This is a genomic window from Microbacterium sp. NPDC076768 (assembly GCF_040687205.1).
Lineage (GTDB): Bacteria > Actinomycetota > Actinomycetes > Actinomycetales > Microbacteriaceae > Microbacterium.
Window position 1 is genome coordinate 1,054,124 of sequence record NZ_JBFBMU010000002.1, and the last position, 13,782, is coordinate 1,067,905.

Annotated in this window: 12 protein-coding genes; 5 read left to right on the plus strand and 7 right to left on the minus strand. The window is 62.0% G+C overall.

Features of this window, described 5'->3' with window-relative positions:
- The first annotated feature begins 240 nt into the window (after positions 1-240).
- On the plus strand, positions 241-510 hold the full coding sequence (locus AB0O87_RS11490; protein WP_363515725.1) for a DUF4031 domain-containing protein: 270 nt from the start codon (positions 241-243) through the stop codon (positions 508-510).
- On the opposite strand, the gene AB0O87_RS11495 is transcribed toward AB0O87_RS11490, so the two are convergent.
- On the minus strand, positions 472-3,003 hold the full coding sequence (locus AB0O87_RS11495) for an Rne/Rng family ribonuclease (RefSeq protein WP_363515728.1): 2,532 nt from the start codon (positions 3,001-3,003) through the stop codon (positions 472-474). The genes AB0O87_RS11490 and AB0O87_RS11495 overlap by 39 nt on opposite strands.
- Before the next feature lie 281 nt (positions 3,004-3,284).
- Here AB0O87_RS11495 and AB0O87_RS11500 point away from each other — a divergent pair, with 281 nt between their 5' ends.
- Positions 3,285-3,896: a vitamin K epoxide reductase family protein gene (locus tag AB0O87_RS11500; protein WP_363515731.1), complete on the plus strand. Its 612-nt coding sequence runs from the start codon at positions 3,285-3,287 to the stop codon at positions 3,894-3,896.
- Positions 3,897-3,965: 69 nt separating this feature from the next.
- Here AB0O87_RS11500 and ndk read toward each other — a convergent pair whose 3' ends face one another.
- The 6 genes from ndk to AB0O87_RS11530 form a co-directional block, all read right to left on the minus strand.
- Entirely contained in the window at positions 3,966-4,382 is a 417-nt protein-coding gene (gene ndk, locus AB0O87_RS11505) for a nucleoside-diphosphate kinase (protein ID WP_363515734.1), read from the minus strand.
- A gap of 1 nt (position 4,383) precedes the next feature.
- Entirely contained in the window at positions 4,384-4,797 is a 414-nt protein-coding gene (locus AB0O87_RS11510; RefSeq protein WP_363515737.1) for a DUF4233 domain-containing protein, read from the minus strand.
- Entirely contained in the window at positions 4,794-6,146 is a 1,353-nt protein-coding gene (locus AB0O87_RS11515) for a folylpolyglutamate synthase/dihydrofolate synthase family protein (RefSeq protein ID WP_363515740.1), read from the minus strand. The genes AB0O87_RS11510 and AB0O87_RS11515 overlap by 4 nt, the downstream gene beginning before the upstream one ends.
- Positions 6,143-9,625 (minus strand): isoleucine--tRNA ligase, encoded by a 3,483-nt coding sequence (ileS, locus tag AB0O87_RS11520; protein ID WP_363515743.1) that lies wholly within the window; start codon positions 9,623-9,625, stop codon positions 6,143-6,145. Before ileS ends, AB0O87_RS11515 begins: the two co-directional genes overlap by 4 nt.
- A 290-nt stretch (positions 9,626-9,915) precedes the next feature.
- A complete protein-coding gene (locus AB0O87_RS11525; protein ID WP_363515746.1) occupies positions 9,916-10,389 on the minus strand; it encodes a hypothetical protein in 474 nt (157 codons plus the stop codon).
- Positions 10,386-11,732 carry a hypothetical protein gene (locus tag AB0O87_RS11530; RefSeq protein ID WP_363515749.1) on the minus strand — a complete coding sequence of 449 codons (1,347 nt, stop codon included), beginning with the start codon at positions 11,730-11,732 and terminating at the stop codon, positions 10,386-10,388. The genes AB0O87_RS11525 and AB0O87_RS11530 overlap by 4 nt, the downstream gene beginning before the upstream one ends.
- A 183-nt stretch (positions 11,733-11,915) precedes the next feature.
- Here AB0O87_RS11530 and AB0O87_RS11535 point away from each other — a divergent pair, with 183 nt between their 5' ends.
- Genes AB0O87_RS11535 through AB0O87_RS11545 form a run of 3 tightly spaced genes read left to right on the plus strand, consistent with a single transcriptional unit; the run spans position 11,916 to position 13,682 of the window.
- Entirely contained in the window at positions 11,916-12,476 is a 561-nt protein-coding gene (locus AB0O87_RS11535) for a hypothetical protein (protein WP_363515752.1), read from the plus strand.
- A gap of 42 nt (positions 12,477-12,518) precedes the next feature.
- Entirely contained in the window at positions 12,519-13,079 is a 561-nt protein-coding gene (locus AB0O87_RS11540; RefSeq protein ID WP_363515755.1) for a hypothetical protein, read from the plus strand.
- A 42-nt stretch (positions 13,080-13,121) separates the two neighbouring features.
- The gene (locus tag AB0O87_RS11545) at positions 13,122-13,682 is read left to right on the plus strand and encodes a hypothetical protein (protein ID WP_363515758.1); all 561 of its coding nucleotides are present in this window, start codon (positions 13,122-13,124) and stop codon (positions 13,680-13,682) included.
- Positions 13,683-13,782 lie beyond the last annotated feature (100 nt).

A 13,782-nucleotide genomic window follows, 5' to 3' on the forward strand; every position in this document is an offset into this window, starting at 1 on the left:
ACCTTGTTTCGTTGGGGAGCACGTTGGCTCCGAGAATCTCACGGGAAGACTGTTGCTTGCATGCGCCGTAAAACGACGGGCGCGAACGCAAGACTCTCCGCTTCAACCGACGAGGAAGACGCGGCATACGCACCAAGGGACTACTTTACCGGAAGCTGGTCGGTGTCGCAAAGCGAAGCGGTGCCGTGTCGCCGCACAGCACGCCGCGCCGGCCTGTCAGCACAGACTTAGGCTGATGAGATGACCATACTCGTCGACGCTCCACTATGGCCTGCACACGGACGCCTCTGGGCACACCTGGTCAGCGATGACAACCTCGAAGAGTTGCACACGTTTGCCCGAGCGAACGATCTACCAGCGCGCGCCTTCGATCTCGACCACTACGACGTGCCGGAGGAAATCATCCCCCGGCTCGTCGTGAACGGTGCCCACCCTGTGGGCAGCAAAGAGCTGGTACGCCGTCTGATCGCCTCAGGACTCCGAGTCCGCGGCAGGGACAGACGGCGCTGAAGGCTCGGAGTTCACCGAAACAGGCGTGCCGGTAAGCGCCGCCGTGCTCACGCGACGACGACCGCGGCCGTGCCCAGGAGCTTTGGGCTCTGGAAGCGCGTCGAGCACGGAGTCAAGCAGCTGCTCAGCCGGTGACTTCGGCGCCTTGCGGTCTCCTCCACGCTTCTTCCGGGGCTTCTTCGGCCGCTCTGCGGGTGCGGCTTCGATGGGAGCTTCGATGGAGCCGACTTCTTCGGCACCGTCGACGGTCGGGATGATCGTCGATGCAGCGATCTGAGCAAGAGCCGACTTCGCACCCTCGGTAATGCTGTGGGTCACATGCGGTGCAGGAGCGGCGCTCTGGTTCTGGCCATTGCCATTTCCGTTGCCGTTCCCGCCGCCGTTGCCGTTGCTATTGCCGCCACCGTTAGAACCGTTGCCGCGCTGGCGACGATTGCTCTGGCCATTGCCGTTCGAGTTGCTGCCGCCGTTGTTGTTGTTGGAGGAGCGGTGCTTGACGACGGGGTCGTGATGAACAACCACGCCTCGTCCAGCGCACACCTCGCACGCCTCGCTGAAGGTCTCCAGCAGGCCGAGTCCGAGCTTCTTACGGGTCATCTGCACGAGACCCAGCGAGGTGACCTCAGCCACCTGGTGCTTGGTCCTGTCACGGCTCAGGCATTCGATCAGTCGGCGCAGCACAAGGTCGCGGTTCGATTCGAGCACCATGTCAATGAAGTCGACAACGATGATCCCGCCGATGTCGCGCAGTCGCAGTTGACGGACGATCTCTTCGGCGGCTTCTAGGTTGTTCTTCGTGACTGTCTCTTCGAGGTTTCCCCCCGAGCCAACGAACTTGCCGGTGTTGACGTCGACGACCGTCATAGCTTCTGTGCGATCGATCACAAGCGAACCACCGGATGGCAACCAGACCTTACGGTCGAGCGCCTTCTCGATCTGCTCTGTGATACGGAAGGCGTCAAAAGGATCGGTGTCGTCTTCGTAAGCTTCTACCCGCTCAAGCAGGTCGGGCGCGACGCTTTCGAGGTAAGCGCGAATCGTCTGCTGCGACTCTTCGCCCTGAATCAGCATCTTGGTGAAGTCTTCGTTGAACACGTCGCGCACGATCTTCACAAGAAGATCTGGCTCTGCATGCAGGAGCGCCGGAGCCTGCTGACTCTCGACCTGCTTCTGGATGTGCTCCCACTGCGAAGTGAGCCGCTGCACATCGCGGGTGAGCTGGTCTTCCGTTGCTCCCTCGGCCGCGGTGCGCACGATCACCCCGGAGGACTCAGGAAGCACCTCCTTGAGGATGCGCTTCAGACGCGCGCGCTCGTTATCTGGGAGCTTGCGGCTGATGCCGTTCATCGACCCACCAGGTACGTACACGAGGTAACGCCCAGGGAGCGAGATCTGGCTCGTGAGCCGTGCGCCCTTGTGCCCCACCGGGTCTTTCGTGACCTGGACGAGCACTCGATCGCCTGGCTTCAGGGCGAGCTCGATACGACGCGGCTGGTTGCCGGTCTCGACACCATCCCAGTCCACCTCGCCGGAGTACAGCACGGCGTTGCGGCCGCGACCAATGTCGACGAACGCTGCTTCCATGCTGGGAAGCACGTTCTGCACACGGCCAAGATAAACGTTTCCAATCAGGGATGCGTCTTGGTTGCGGGCAACGTAGTGCTCAACCAAAACGCCGTCTTCGAGAACACCGATCTGGGTGCGACCGTTCTTGGAGCGCACCACCATCTTGCGATCGACAGACTCTCGACGTGCGAGAAACTCTGCTTCTGTGACAACCGGACGTCGACGTCCAGCATCCCGACCGTCGCGTCGGCGCTGCTTCTTGGCCTCGAGGCGCGTGGATCCCTTGATGGCCTTCGGCTCGGTGATGTACTCGACGACTCGCTGACGCTGACGCGGCTCTTCGCGCTGGTCATCGCCCTCGCTACCACCGCGACGACGACGTCCGCGACCACGACCGGAAGAGTCTTCCTGGGGCTGCTCACGCTCGACGTTGCGGTCCCGATCGGGGCGTGCGGGCAGCGGCACGACCTCCGGTGCATAGAAGTGCAACCGGGTAGAGACCTGGGAGACGAAGACCTCAGGGAGCAACCCCAAAGTCACAGCCGTCACTTCACGCGGGGCCTCAGGAGCAGGTTTAGCTTCTGGCGCTGTGACGTCTTGCTCGACTACAGCCTCGGCCGCGACGACTGCCGCAGCCTCATCCGCTGCAGCGTCGTCTGCAGCTGCCGCCGCTGTCGCGTCATCGGCAGCGGCCGCTGCGTCTTCCGCTGCAGCATAGCCAGCAGCGACGTGGTCAGCAGCGGCGTCGGCTGCTACTTCCGCGGCGTCGGAGGCCTTCTGGGAGGCGTTCTCGTCTTCGCGAGACGACTCACTCTCGGGCGCCGAGCTGTCGGCGGCGTCTGGAACGCTCTGCTCCGTCAGCTCTCCCGCGGCTTCAGCCGGGGCATCGAGGGTAGGGCTGTTGTTGTCATTATTGTCATCGGCCATCTCTGGCTTACTCCCTGCACGGGCCACTAGGTGTCCGTGAAATCTCATGCGGTACCCGCAGGTTCCGCAAACTCACTCGGTGTGCGACCGGCTCATGGCTCTGATCGCGTGGGGCATAGGGCCCCGAAGTCTTCTTGATGCGTGTCGCGACAACGTCGTTCATCGCATCACAGGCCATTATCGCACCAAGTCTGTCCGTTCGCGGCATCCCCGACTTCTCGGGCTCTTTTCTCTGGCCCGTTCTCGCCACATCCATAGCCGTTACTGGGATAATCCGCAGTATGAGCGAGCAGCACCCCCGCCCCGTCATCTACGCCGTCTGGCTGATCGTTGCGAGCGTGGTCGGCTGGTTTGCCGCCTTCGAGCTCACAGTCGAGAAGTTCGCCCTCTTGGAGAACCCGACCGAGGCACTCTCCTGTGACTTGAGCCCCTTTATCCAGTGCAGTACAAACCTAGAGTCGTGGCAGGGCTCTGTCTTTGGGTTTCCCAACCCGATTCTTGGTTTGACCGGATGGATGGCACCTTTTGTCGTGGGAGTTGCGATCCTGGCAGGTGCCCGGTTCCCACGATGGTTCTGGGCCGGATTCGGCGTCGGCGTGACCTTTGCGTTTGGCTTCGTGTGCTGGCTGATCGGGCAGAGCCTCTTCGACCTCTTCGTGCTGTGCCCCTGGTGCATGGTCACGTGGGCCGTCACCATCCCCACGTTCTTCGCGACCATGTTGCACCTGACCCGGAACGGTACTTTCACGCAAAACGCGAAGGTGCGAGCGCGCGCCAATGCACTGATGCCCTGGGTGCCCCTGGCGACGATTCTGGCGTATGCGCTGATTATTGTTCTCGCGCAATTGCAGGGCCTCGACTTCCTGGGCGAGATGGCCAAGATCCTCTTCTAATCGGGGTTTCCCCAACAAAAAGCCCGTCCGCCACAGTGGCGGACGGGCTTTCTTGATGATGGGTAGCGCTTAGCTGAACCAGATGCCCAGTTCGCGTGCGGCCGATTCCGGGCTGTCGGAGCCGTGCACGAGATTCTGCTGCACCTTGAGTCCCCAGTCGCGGCCGAAGTCGCCACGGATGGTGCCGGGGGCCGCGGTGGTCGGGTCTGTCGTTCCCGCGAGCGAACGGAAGCCCTCGATCACTCGGTTGCCAGCGAGACGGATCGCCACAGATGGTCCGGAGAGCATGAACTCCAGGAGCGGTTCGTAGAACGGCTTTCCTTCGTGCTCGGCGTAGTGCTCTGCGAGGAGGTCGCGATCTGGCTCGACAAGACGGATGTCGACGAGGGCGTATCCCTTCGCCTCGATGCGGGCAAGGATCGCGCCAGTGAGGCCGCGAGCGACACCATCGGGCTTAACGAGGACGAGTGTTTCTTCGGTGGCCATGTCATTCACTCTCTGTCTGAGTTGTGGTCGTGGATTCGGTCTGACGTCGTGCGTCGAGTCGAGCCCCTCCGATGGTGGCATACGCCCACATCCCGCCGAAAATCAGAACGACGAGCAAAATCGAGGGAACGAAGAACGCAGACAACGCGATGATGGCCTGAATGACCCATCCGGCGGTGATCGCCCAAGATTTCGTCATCATGCCGGAGATGGCAATACACGCGACCGCGAGCACGGCGCCAGCGACGATCCCCCACCACTGCGGGATGCCAGCGGGAAGGGCCCCTAGCCCGAAGATGGTCAGCCCCACGAGGAACACCACGATCGCTTCGAAGCCCAGTACAACCGGAGCGAGCTTTTGTACGAGCGTGCGCGGAGGGCGCGGAGGGCGAGCAGGGCTCGACGCGTGAGTCACGCGCGCCACCCCGACTTCCATTCCTCTTCTTCTGCAAGCACGATCGACTCTCCGGCGAGCACCACTGAGCCCGCGATGATCACGGCCCGGCGATCGGTGGATGCTGCCCACTCTCGTGCTGCGTCGGCCGCATCAGCCAGCGAGTAATGCACGGTAGCGCGGTGCCCCGCCTGCTCAACAAGGTCGGCGATCGCGTCTGCATCGCTGGCGCGATCAGAGTCTGGTGCGGTCGCAAAAACGTGGGCGACCGCAGGAGCGAGTTCGGCGACGATGCCTGCGGCGTCCTTGTCGGACAGAACCCCGAGCACTAGTCCCCACTCGTCGAAGTCGAAGCTGTCGTCCAGCGCCTGCGCCAATGCCTTCGCACCGTGCGGATTGTGCGCGGCGTCGACGATCACGGTCGGTGCGATACCGAGCAGTTGTAGCCGGCCGGGCGAAGCACTCTCCTGCAAGCCTGCGGTGACGATATCTGCCGCGATCTGCTGCGTCGCACCTCCGATGAATGACTCGACGGCGGCGACCGCAAGAGCTGCGTTATGCCCCTGGTGAGCGCCATACATCGGCAAGTACTCCTCGGTGTACTCGCCTGCAAGACCTCGAACCGTAAGAAGCTGCCCTCCCACCGCGAGTTTCTGCTCGGTGAGTCCGAACTCTTCACCCTCGAACACGATTGTCGCGTTGCGCTCTGCGGCCACGCGACGAAGCACCTCCACGGCCTCTGCAGGTTGCTGCGCGGAGACGACGGCGGCGCCCTCTTTAATGATGCCCGCCTTCACCTGCGCGATCTCTGCAATTGTGCTGCCGAGGCGGTCTGCGTGATCGATGTCGATGGGGGCGAATACCGCCACGTCGCCATCGGCGGTATTCGTGGAATCCCACTCCCCGCCCATGCCGACTTCGAGCACCAGTACATCGATCGGTGCGTCAGCTACCGCGACGAATGCCAGCACCGTCAGCAGCTCAAAGAACGTCAACGGGGCGTCGTCCGCTGCCTCAAGCTCCGCATCGACGATGTCGACGAACGGCAGAATCTCGTCCCAGGCATCAGCCACTGCCTCATCGGAGATCGGTTCTCCATCGATCATGATGCGCTCGGTGAAACGCTCCAGATGCGGACTCGTGAAGAGTCCGGTGCGCAGATCGTGTGCCCTCAGCAGGCTCTCGATCATGCGGGCCGTTGAGGTCTTCCCGTTGGTCCCGGTGACATGCACGACACGATAGGTGCGCTGCGGGTCGTCGAGAAAAGCCAGGATGCGCGCAGTGCGCTCCTTGCGGGGCTGCACCCACCGCTCCCCTGCCCGACTCAGCAGAGACTCGTAGACGGCATCCGCGCGGTCTTTGGCGCTCATGCTTCTGCTCCCATCCTGGTCACCGAAATCGTAAAGTCACCCGCGTTGGCGTAGGTGCCTGCGGGAATCTCTGCCGAGAACTCCGGCGTCAGTCCTCCAGCCGCGGCCAACACCGCGCCATGCCCGAAGATCGAATCGCCCTGCGCGTCGATGACGAAGTACTCTTCCGCCAAAGTCTCTGCGGCGATGCCTGCCAGTTCAAAGGCAGAGACGACCGCTGTCGTGTCTGCATCGTCTCCGAACCGCAGCACGAGCTGGATACGGTCACTCACATCAAAGCCGGCGTTCTTGCGGGTCTCTTGCACGGCACGAATGACGTCGCGTGCCAGCCCCTCTGCCTCCAGCTCTGTCGTCGTCTTCGTATCAAGGAGCACAAAGCCACCGGTCGGGACGATGGCCAACGCTTCGCCTTCAGGGCGACCAGTGGTCTCAAGCACGAGTTCGTATTCGGAGGGCTCGAGCTCGATCCCCCCGGCTGTGACGACGCCACTGAACTCGCTCCAGTCGCCAGAGCGCGAAGCCTGAATAACCTTCTGCACGTCTTTGCCGAGGCGCGGACCTGCGGCACGAGCGTTGACGCTGAGCCGGTGCGCGATGCCATACTCCGCTGCCGTCTCGTCGGCGAGGGTGACGAGCTCGACGGCCTTGACGTTGAGCTCCTCCCGCAGGATTCCTTCGAACTGACCGAGCGAGGCTGCCAGCGGAGAGACCACGGTAAACCGGGCGAGCGGGAGCCTGACGCGCAGCTTCTCCTTCTTGCGGAGGGCATTACCGACGCTGGACAACTCGCGGACCGCATCCATTGCGTCGCGGATTTCATCCGCCGCGGGGAACTGCGTGTCGTCTGGCCAGTCGGTCAGGTGCACGCTTCGGCCGCCAGTGAGCCCCTGCCACACGCGCTCACTGATGAGAGGCACAAGCGGCGCCGCAACACGGGTAAGCGTCTCCAAGACCGTGTACAGCGTGTCAAACGCCTCACGGCTCTTCGGATCTTCCGTCACCCCTGTCCAGAACCGATCCCGCGAACGCCGGATGTACCAGTTCGTGAGCACCTCAGCAAAGTCACGCAGACGAGCGGACGCTGTCGTGGAATCGAGACCTTCCAAGTCCGCGCGAACGTCGCGGACGAGGTCGCCGAGCCTGGCCAGGATGTAGCGATCGAGCACGTCTGTGGAGTCGGTGCGCCACGACGCGACATAGCCATCACTCGTCGACGCCGTGGCATACGTCGCAAAGAAGTACCAGGAGTTCCACAACGGCAACAGGAATTCCCGCACCCCGGAGCGGATACCTTCCTCCGTAACGGCGAGATTGCCACCGCGCAGTACCGAGCTAGACATCAGGAACCAGCGCATGGCGTCTGAACCGTCGCGGTCGAGCACCTCAGAAACGTCGGGATAGTTGCGCAACGACTTCGACATCTTGTAGCCGTCACTGCCCAGGACGATGCCGTGACAGCTCACACCGGTGAACGCTGGCCGGTCGAACAACGCGGTCGACAGCACATGCATCACATAGAACCAGCCGCGGGTCTGACCGATGTACTCGACGATGAAGTCTGCCGGTGCATGGGAGTCAAACCATTCCTGGTTCTCGAACGGATAGTGCACCTGCGCGTATGGCATTGAGCCAGAGTCGAACCAGACATCGAAGACGTCTTCGATGCGACGCATCGTGCTTTTACCCGTGGGGTCATCCGGATTCGGACGCGTGAGGTCGTCGATGTACGGACGGTGCAGGTCGACTTCACCCTCGGGGTTGCGAGGCAACGTACCGAAGTCTCGCTCCATGTCTTCCAAAGAGCCGTAAGCGTCGACGCGAGGGTACTCAGGGTCATCGCTCTTCCAGATCGGGATAGGCGAGCCCCAGTACCGGTTGCGGCTGATGGACCAGTCGCGGGCGCCCTCCAGCCACTTACCGAACTGGCCGTGCTTGACGTTCTCGGGGACCCACTCGATCTGCTCGTTGTTGGCGAGCATGTCGTCTTTGATGTCCGTGACCCGGATGAACCAGCTCGAAACTGCCTTGTAGATCAAAGGGTTACGGCAGCGCCAGCAGTGCGGGTAGGAGTGGTCGTAACTCTGCAGACGGATGAGGCGACCGCGCTCACGCACCAGACGCACCAGCGGCGTGTTCGCGTCCATCCACAGCTGTCCGGCGACATCTGTCACGTTCGGAAGGAACTTTCCGCCGTCGTCAAGCGAGAGGATCGTAGGGATGCCTGCCGCGCCGGCGACGCGCAAGTCGTCTTCACCGTAGGCCGGCGCCTGGTGCACGATGCCGGTGCCGTCGCTGATCGTGACGTAGTCGTCGACGAGGATGCGCCAGGCGTTCTCCGTGCCGTAGATCTCTGCGTCGGCGTAGTAGTCGAACAGCCGATCGTAGGTCACGTCCTGCAGCTCCGCGCCACGGAGGGTCATGCTCACCGCAGCGAGGGCATCTTCGGTGCTCTCGTAGCCGAGGTCTTTGACATAGCCGCCCAGCAGTTCGCGTGCGAGAAGGTAGCGGTGAGCAGATGCCTCTACCGCCGCGTCTGCGGTGCCAGGAGTCTGGTGCACATCGGCAGCGCCGTTGGGCCCTGCAGGAAGAACGACATATTCGATCTCCGGTCCCACAGCGAGCGCAAGGTTGGTGGGAAGCGTCCACGGCGTCGTCGTCCAGGCGAGTGCGCGCACCCCGGTGAGTCCGAGCGCTTCTGCCTTCGCACCGGTGAGGGGGAAGGTGACAGTCACCGACGGGTCTTGACGCATCTTGTAGACGTCGTCATCCATGCGCAGCTCGTGTGCGGACAACGGCGTCTCGTCACGCCAGCAGTATGGAAGCACGCGGTAGCCCTCGTACGCGAGCCCCTTGTCGTAGAGGGTCTTGAATGCCCAGAGGACACTCTCCATGTAGCCGAGGTCGAGCGTCTTGTAACCGCGTTCGAAGTCGACCCAGCGCGCCTGGCGGGTGACGTAGTCCTGCCACTCGTGCGTGTAGGCGAGCACCGAGCTCTTCGCCTTCGCGTTGAAGACGTCGATGCCCATTTCTTCGATCTGGGCCTTTTCGGTGATGCCGAGCTGCTTCATCGCTTCGAGTTCAGCAGGGAGGCCGTGGGTGTCCCACCCGAAAACGCGGTCGACTTTGTTGCCGATCATCGTCTGGAAGCGTGGGAAGACGTCTTTCGCGTAGCCCGTCAGCAGATGCCCATAGTGCGGAAGACCGTTTGCGAATGGTGGGCCGTCGTAGAACACCCACTCTGGCGCGCCTTCGCGCTGGTCGATCGACGCACGGAACGTGTCGTCTTGCTTCCAGTACGCGAGCACCTCTTCCTCGATCTGTGGGAACCGAGGGCTGGGCGCAACAGCGGCCGGTCCGAAGGCGCTGCCGCCTGTGGCGTCAGCCCCTGCTCCAGAGTCGTGGGTCCCTGATCCAGAGGCGTCAGCCCCTGAGCCGGAGGCGTGGGTCCCTGAGCTTGTCGAAGGGCGGGGGTAGGTCATCGTGTCTCGCAGTGTTCGTCGTGGCGGATGCTCTTGCAAGGACGACCCTCACGGACCGCGGTACCACCTCGCGTGCCTCCAAGACCCTTCGACAAGCGCAGGGACCTGGGACCACTTTCACTGCGGCTGTGACGGGCCTGCCCCGCTCGGTTCTACTGGGCCCGTTGCCGGGCTGTTCTTCCGAGAGCTCCCCGGTGATGCCGGATCAATGCTCGTATCTCCAGTGTACGCGAGTGCACAGTTCGTGGGCGTCGATGTCGTCCGCTCGCCGTCCACCAGAGGAAGGTGGCCTACGGAGCCAGTTCCGGTCCGACCCTGTCGATGAATCGCACCTTCGCTTCGCCCAAAAACGGCTCGTCGCCTACGCAATACGTGATCGCCATGCGGTCAGCGTGTGACGATTCGATGTCTGGACTGAAGCGCAATTTGATCGGCACCAGTGTGGCCAGAAACTCTTCTCTCGTTGAAGATTGCCTCCGCGAGTCGGCCGACTTCCATGCTTCGAAGAGTCGACTCATAGACGATGCGCCGTTGCGAAAGCCAGCACGAAGCACGTCGTCGATCATCGGCTGCACTCGGTCGAAGTTTTCAAGAACCGCATCGATGGTCTCGACAAGTTTGTCATCGAGCTTGCCGGGTTCGTCTATTTCCAGGGTTACCGGCACGGTATGGTGCTGAATCTGCATCGTGCTCTCTAAAAACCCGCCCCCTCTGCCGCCGTTAAGCACGATCGGTCCGAGCACTCGGCTCACGAGGTCGCTCACCAGGTCACCTCCGAGACTCCGAGCTCCGCATCATGAAGTTGCTTGACGGTAGCCTTGGCGTCCTCTTCGGTCTGGAAGTAGTCCGCAACTGTCGCGTCGAAGAGCGCAACCCCGCGAGCGTATTCTTCGGTCGAACGTGTGAGGCAACCGCGCAAACGACTGAACAGCGATGATGCTGCGGTGTAGGTCCCGTCGACCGAAACCCCAATCGAGGAGGGACGCACTGAAGGATTTGAGCCTGGTTCCGCGCCTAACGCGGATCCCGCTTCGGCCATGGAGCTGTGCACGCGCGTCATATTCTGCTTGATCAAGGAGGTTGACGTCGGGTCCATCGCCATGGTGCCGTCTGTCAGGGGGTAGTCGGCCAGCACAAAGTAGTCGAGATCGTAACTGGCTCGGCTCGAATAGATCTCGTCGTCCATCTGAGAGAGCATCAGGTTGAGTCTCTTGTCTTGCTCTGCGATGGTGGCGCTCAGACCTTCGAGCGCCTCGCTGAGCGATTCTAAAATACTGTCAAAACTGCTCCCGTTGACAGCAACTTCGCGGTCGATTCCGGCCAGCGCCACTGAGGCGGCTCCACCAACGGAGCCGAGGACGCCAGAAGCGGCCGCGGCGGAGGCCGCGGCTGCCGTCACAGTCGTCGCTGCCAGTGCCGCACCAGCTGTCACGACGGCTGCCACGCCGGAAGCCACTGCCCCGACAACCGCCAGCGCGGCCTTGGAGTTCGCGACTTCAGCCTCTGCCGCAGCCTTAGTCCACGCTTCCCAAGCCTGAAAACAGAGTCTTGCGACATCCTCACGTGCTGCTGGCCAGAGTTCTTCCTCGGCAGCGTAGCTTGCCGCCAGGATCACGCAACCGTCGCCGATTCCATGGACGACCGTCAACAGTTGCGAGCAGTACTTATCGACGAACGGCGCGACAAACATTCCCTTCAAATTGCCAGATGCCACGCTTGCAACCTGTGCGCGGGAGTCCTCGAGTTCCGGGCTATTCTCACGGGAGTTCCCCAGAATCGCGCTTGATCCATTCGCCGAGTCTTTGTAGGCACCTAATCCGGTACCGGTTGGCAACGAAAGCCATGGGTCCACAACACGGTCGACAGCAGCACGAACACTGTCCATGGCGGCTTCGCAATTGACCCCATCGCCATAGCCGACGCTCTTTCCGCCGCCATTCCCATTCTCATCTGGCCGGTGGTACTGGAACGGGGCCCAGCCAAATTTGGCATACGTGTGTTCTGCGCCGGCCGGCGGCGAGAAGCCTTGATCCGCCATCCAACAATCGATCGCGGCCCGATACACCTTTCCTTTGAAGTCAGCCAAGTCTTCATATGCCACAGCCATTTCGGCTCCCCCTTGCACCTTGCTACTACGAGTCTCCGGTCTTCAATGCTTGAACCGCCGGGTTCAATCATTGAAGCTAATCTATAGTCCACGATTAGCCACACCGCGCTCGATGCAATCAGATCCACGGCTCACCCAGCCGTGTACGCTCAGACGAGCTAACTGGCAATGTAGTGGGGTGCGATGTCTGAAGAGGTCTCTAGCGGCGATGCTACTCGGGCGGTGAGTCCGTGGTGGGGTGTTGCGGCGGTTGTGATCGCTACCGTTCCGTTCGCAGTGCAACCAGCCCTGGTGCGACTACCGTTCATCATCGTCGCCCTCGCGCTCGGTGCGTGGGCCGTCGTCGCCGCATTGAAGACACGCTCCAAACCCGCCCATCGACGCACGTCGTCGATCCTGGCTGTGGTTGCGCTTCTGGCCGCGGTCATCATGGTCATCGCCACCGTCGTCGGCGTGAATGCCGAGCGCAACCGACCCCGCGTGGTCACGATCGAGGCGTCTGGATCCGACATCATGCGGGTCAACTACGACGGGGGTGAGTATTCGGCTTCTCAGATCTGGGGCTCTGGTGACCGAAGCTCTTTCCTCGCCGAGGGAACCCGGGCAACTGTGCACGTGACAGCACAGATCGGGCCTGCCGAACCCCTCACCTGCAAGATCTACATCGACAACGAAATCGTCGTGACCGAAGTGTCAACGACCGACGAAGTCTCCTGCACCTACGTCTACCCGTGGCTGAAATAATCAACCACGCCGACGGCTCACCCCGCCGTGTACTCTCAGACGATGTCTGAAGAGAGTTCCGGTGGCGACGCTCCTCGGGCAGTGAGCCTGTGGTGGGGTGTTGCAGCGGTTGTGATCGCTGTTGTTCCGTTCGCGTTGCAACCAGCCCTGGTGCGGCTGCCGTTCGTCATCGTCGCCCTCGCGCTCGGGGCGTGGGCCGTCGTCGCCGCATTGAAGACACGCTCCAAACCCGCCCGTCGACGCACGTCCTCGATCCTCGCTGTGGTTGCCGTTCTGGCCGCGGTCGTCATGGTCATCGCCACCATCGTCGGCGTGAATGCCGAGCGAAACCGCCCCCGCGTGGTTGTCGTTGAGGCAACCGGATCCGACATCATGCGGGTCAAGTTCAGCGGAGGTGACTATCCGTATTCCGGGATCTGGGGCTCTGGTGACCGATACTCTTTCCTCGCCGAGGGAACCCAAGCAACCATGCACGTGACAGCACAGATCGGGCCTGCCGAACCCCTCACTTGCAAGATCTACATCGACAACGAACTGGTCGTGACCGAAGTGTCAACGACCGACGAAGTCTCGTGCACCTACGTCTACCCGTGGCTGAAATAATCAACCGCGCCGACGGCTCACCCCGCCGTGTACTCTCAGACGATGTCTGAAGAGAGTTCCGGTGGTGACGCTGCTCGGGCAGTGAGTCCGTGGTGGGGTGTTGCGGCGGTTGTGATCGCTGTTGTTCCGTTCGCGTTGCAACCAGCCCTGGTGCGGCTGCCGTTTGTCATCGTCGCGCTCACACTCGGTGTGTGGGCTGTCGTCGCCGCATTGAAGACACGTTCTAATCCCGCCCGTCGACGCACGTCCTCAATTCTCGCTGTGGTTGCCGTTCTGGCGGCGGTCGTCATGGTCATCGCCACCATTGTCGGCGTGAATGCCGAACGAAACCGACCCCGCCTGGTTTCGATTGAGGCGTCTGGATCCGACATCATGCGGGTCAACTACGACGGGGGTGAGTATTCGTCCTCTGAGATCTGGGGCTCTGGTGACCGACACTCCTTTGGCGCCGAGGGAACCCGGGCAACTGTGCATGTGACAGCACAGATCGGGCCTGCCGAACCCCTCACTTGCAAGATCTACATCGACAACGAACTGGTCGTGACCGAAGTGTCAACGACCGACGAAGTCTCCTGCACCTACGTCTACCCGTGGCTGAAATAACCAACCACGCCGACCACGGTCATGGATAGTCCCCGTCAGTCGTTGCCTGTCACGCGAACGCGTCCACGTCGAGCGCGCCTTTGCGGATTCTCGGCTCGGT

Bases quoted from the DNA above. Each gene is read 5' to 3' on its own strand.
- AB0O87_RS11495 (WP_363515728.1), bottom strand. From the start codon at position 3,003: ATGGCCGATGACAATAATGACAACAACAGCCCTACCCTCGATGCCCCG.
- ileS (WP_363515743.1), bottom strand. From the start codon at position 9,625: ATGACCTACCCCCGCCCTTCGACAAGCTCAGGGACCCACGCCTCCGGC.
- AB0O87_RS11530 (WP_363515749.1), bottom strand. From the start codon at position 11,732: ATGGCTGTGGCATATGAAGACTTGGCTGACTTCAAAGGAAAGGTGTAT.
- AB0O87_RS11515 (WP_363515740.1), bottom strand. From the start codon at position 6,146: ATGAGCGCCAAAGACCGCGCGGATGCCGTCTACGAGTCTCTGCTGAGT.
- ndk (WP_363515734.1), bottom strand. From the start codon at position 4,382: ATGGCCACCGAAGAAACACTCGTCCTCGTTAAGCCCGATGGTGTCGCT.
- AB0O87_RS11500 (WP_363515731.1), top strand. From the start codon at position 3,285: ATGAGCGAGCAGCACCCCCGCCCCGTCATCTACGCCGTCTGGCTGATC.
- AB0O87_RS11490 (WP_363515725.1), top strand. From the start codon at position 241: ATGACCATACTCGTCGACGCTCCACTATGGCCTGCACACGGACGCCTC.
- AB0O87_RS11540 (WP_363515755.1), top strand. From the start codon at position 12,519: ATGTCTGAAGAGAGTTCCGGTGGCGACGCTCCTCGGGCAGTGAGCCTG.
- AB0O87_RS11545 (WP_363515758.1), top strand. From the start codon at position 13,122: ATGTCTGAAGAGAGTTCCGGTGGTGACGCTGCTCGGGCAGTGAGTCCG.
- AB0O87_RS11535 (WP_363515752.1), top strand. From the start codon at position 11,916: ATGTCTGAAGAGGTCTCTAGCGGCGATGCTACTCGGGCGGTGAGTCCG.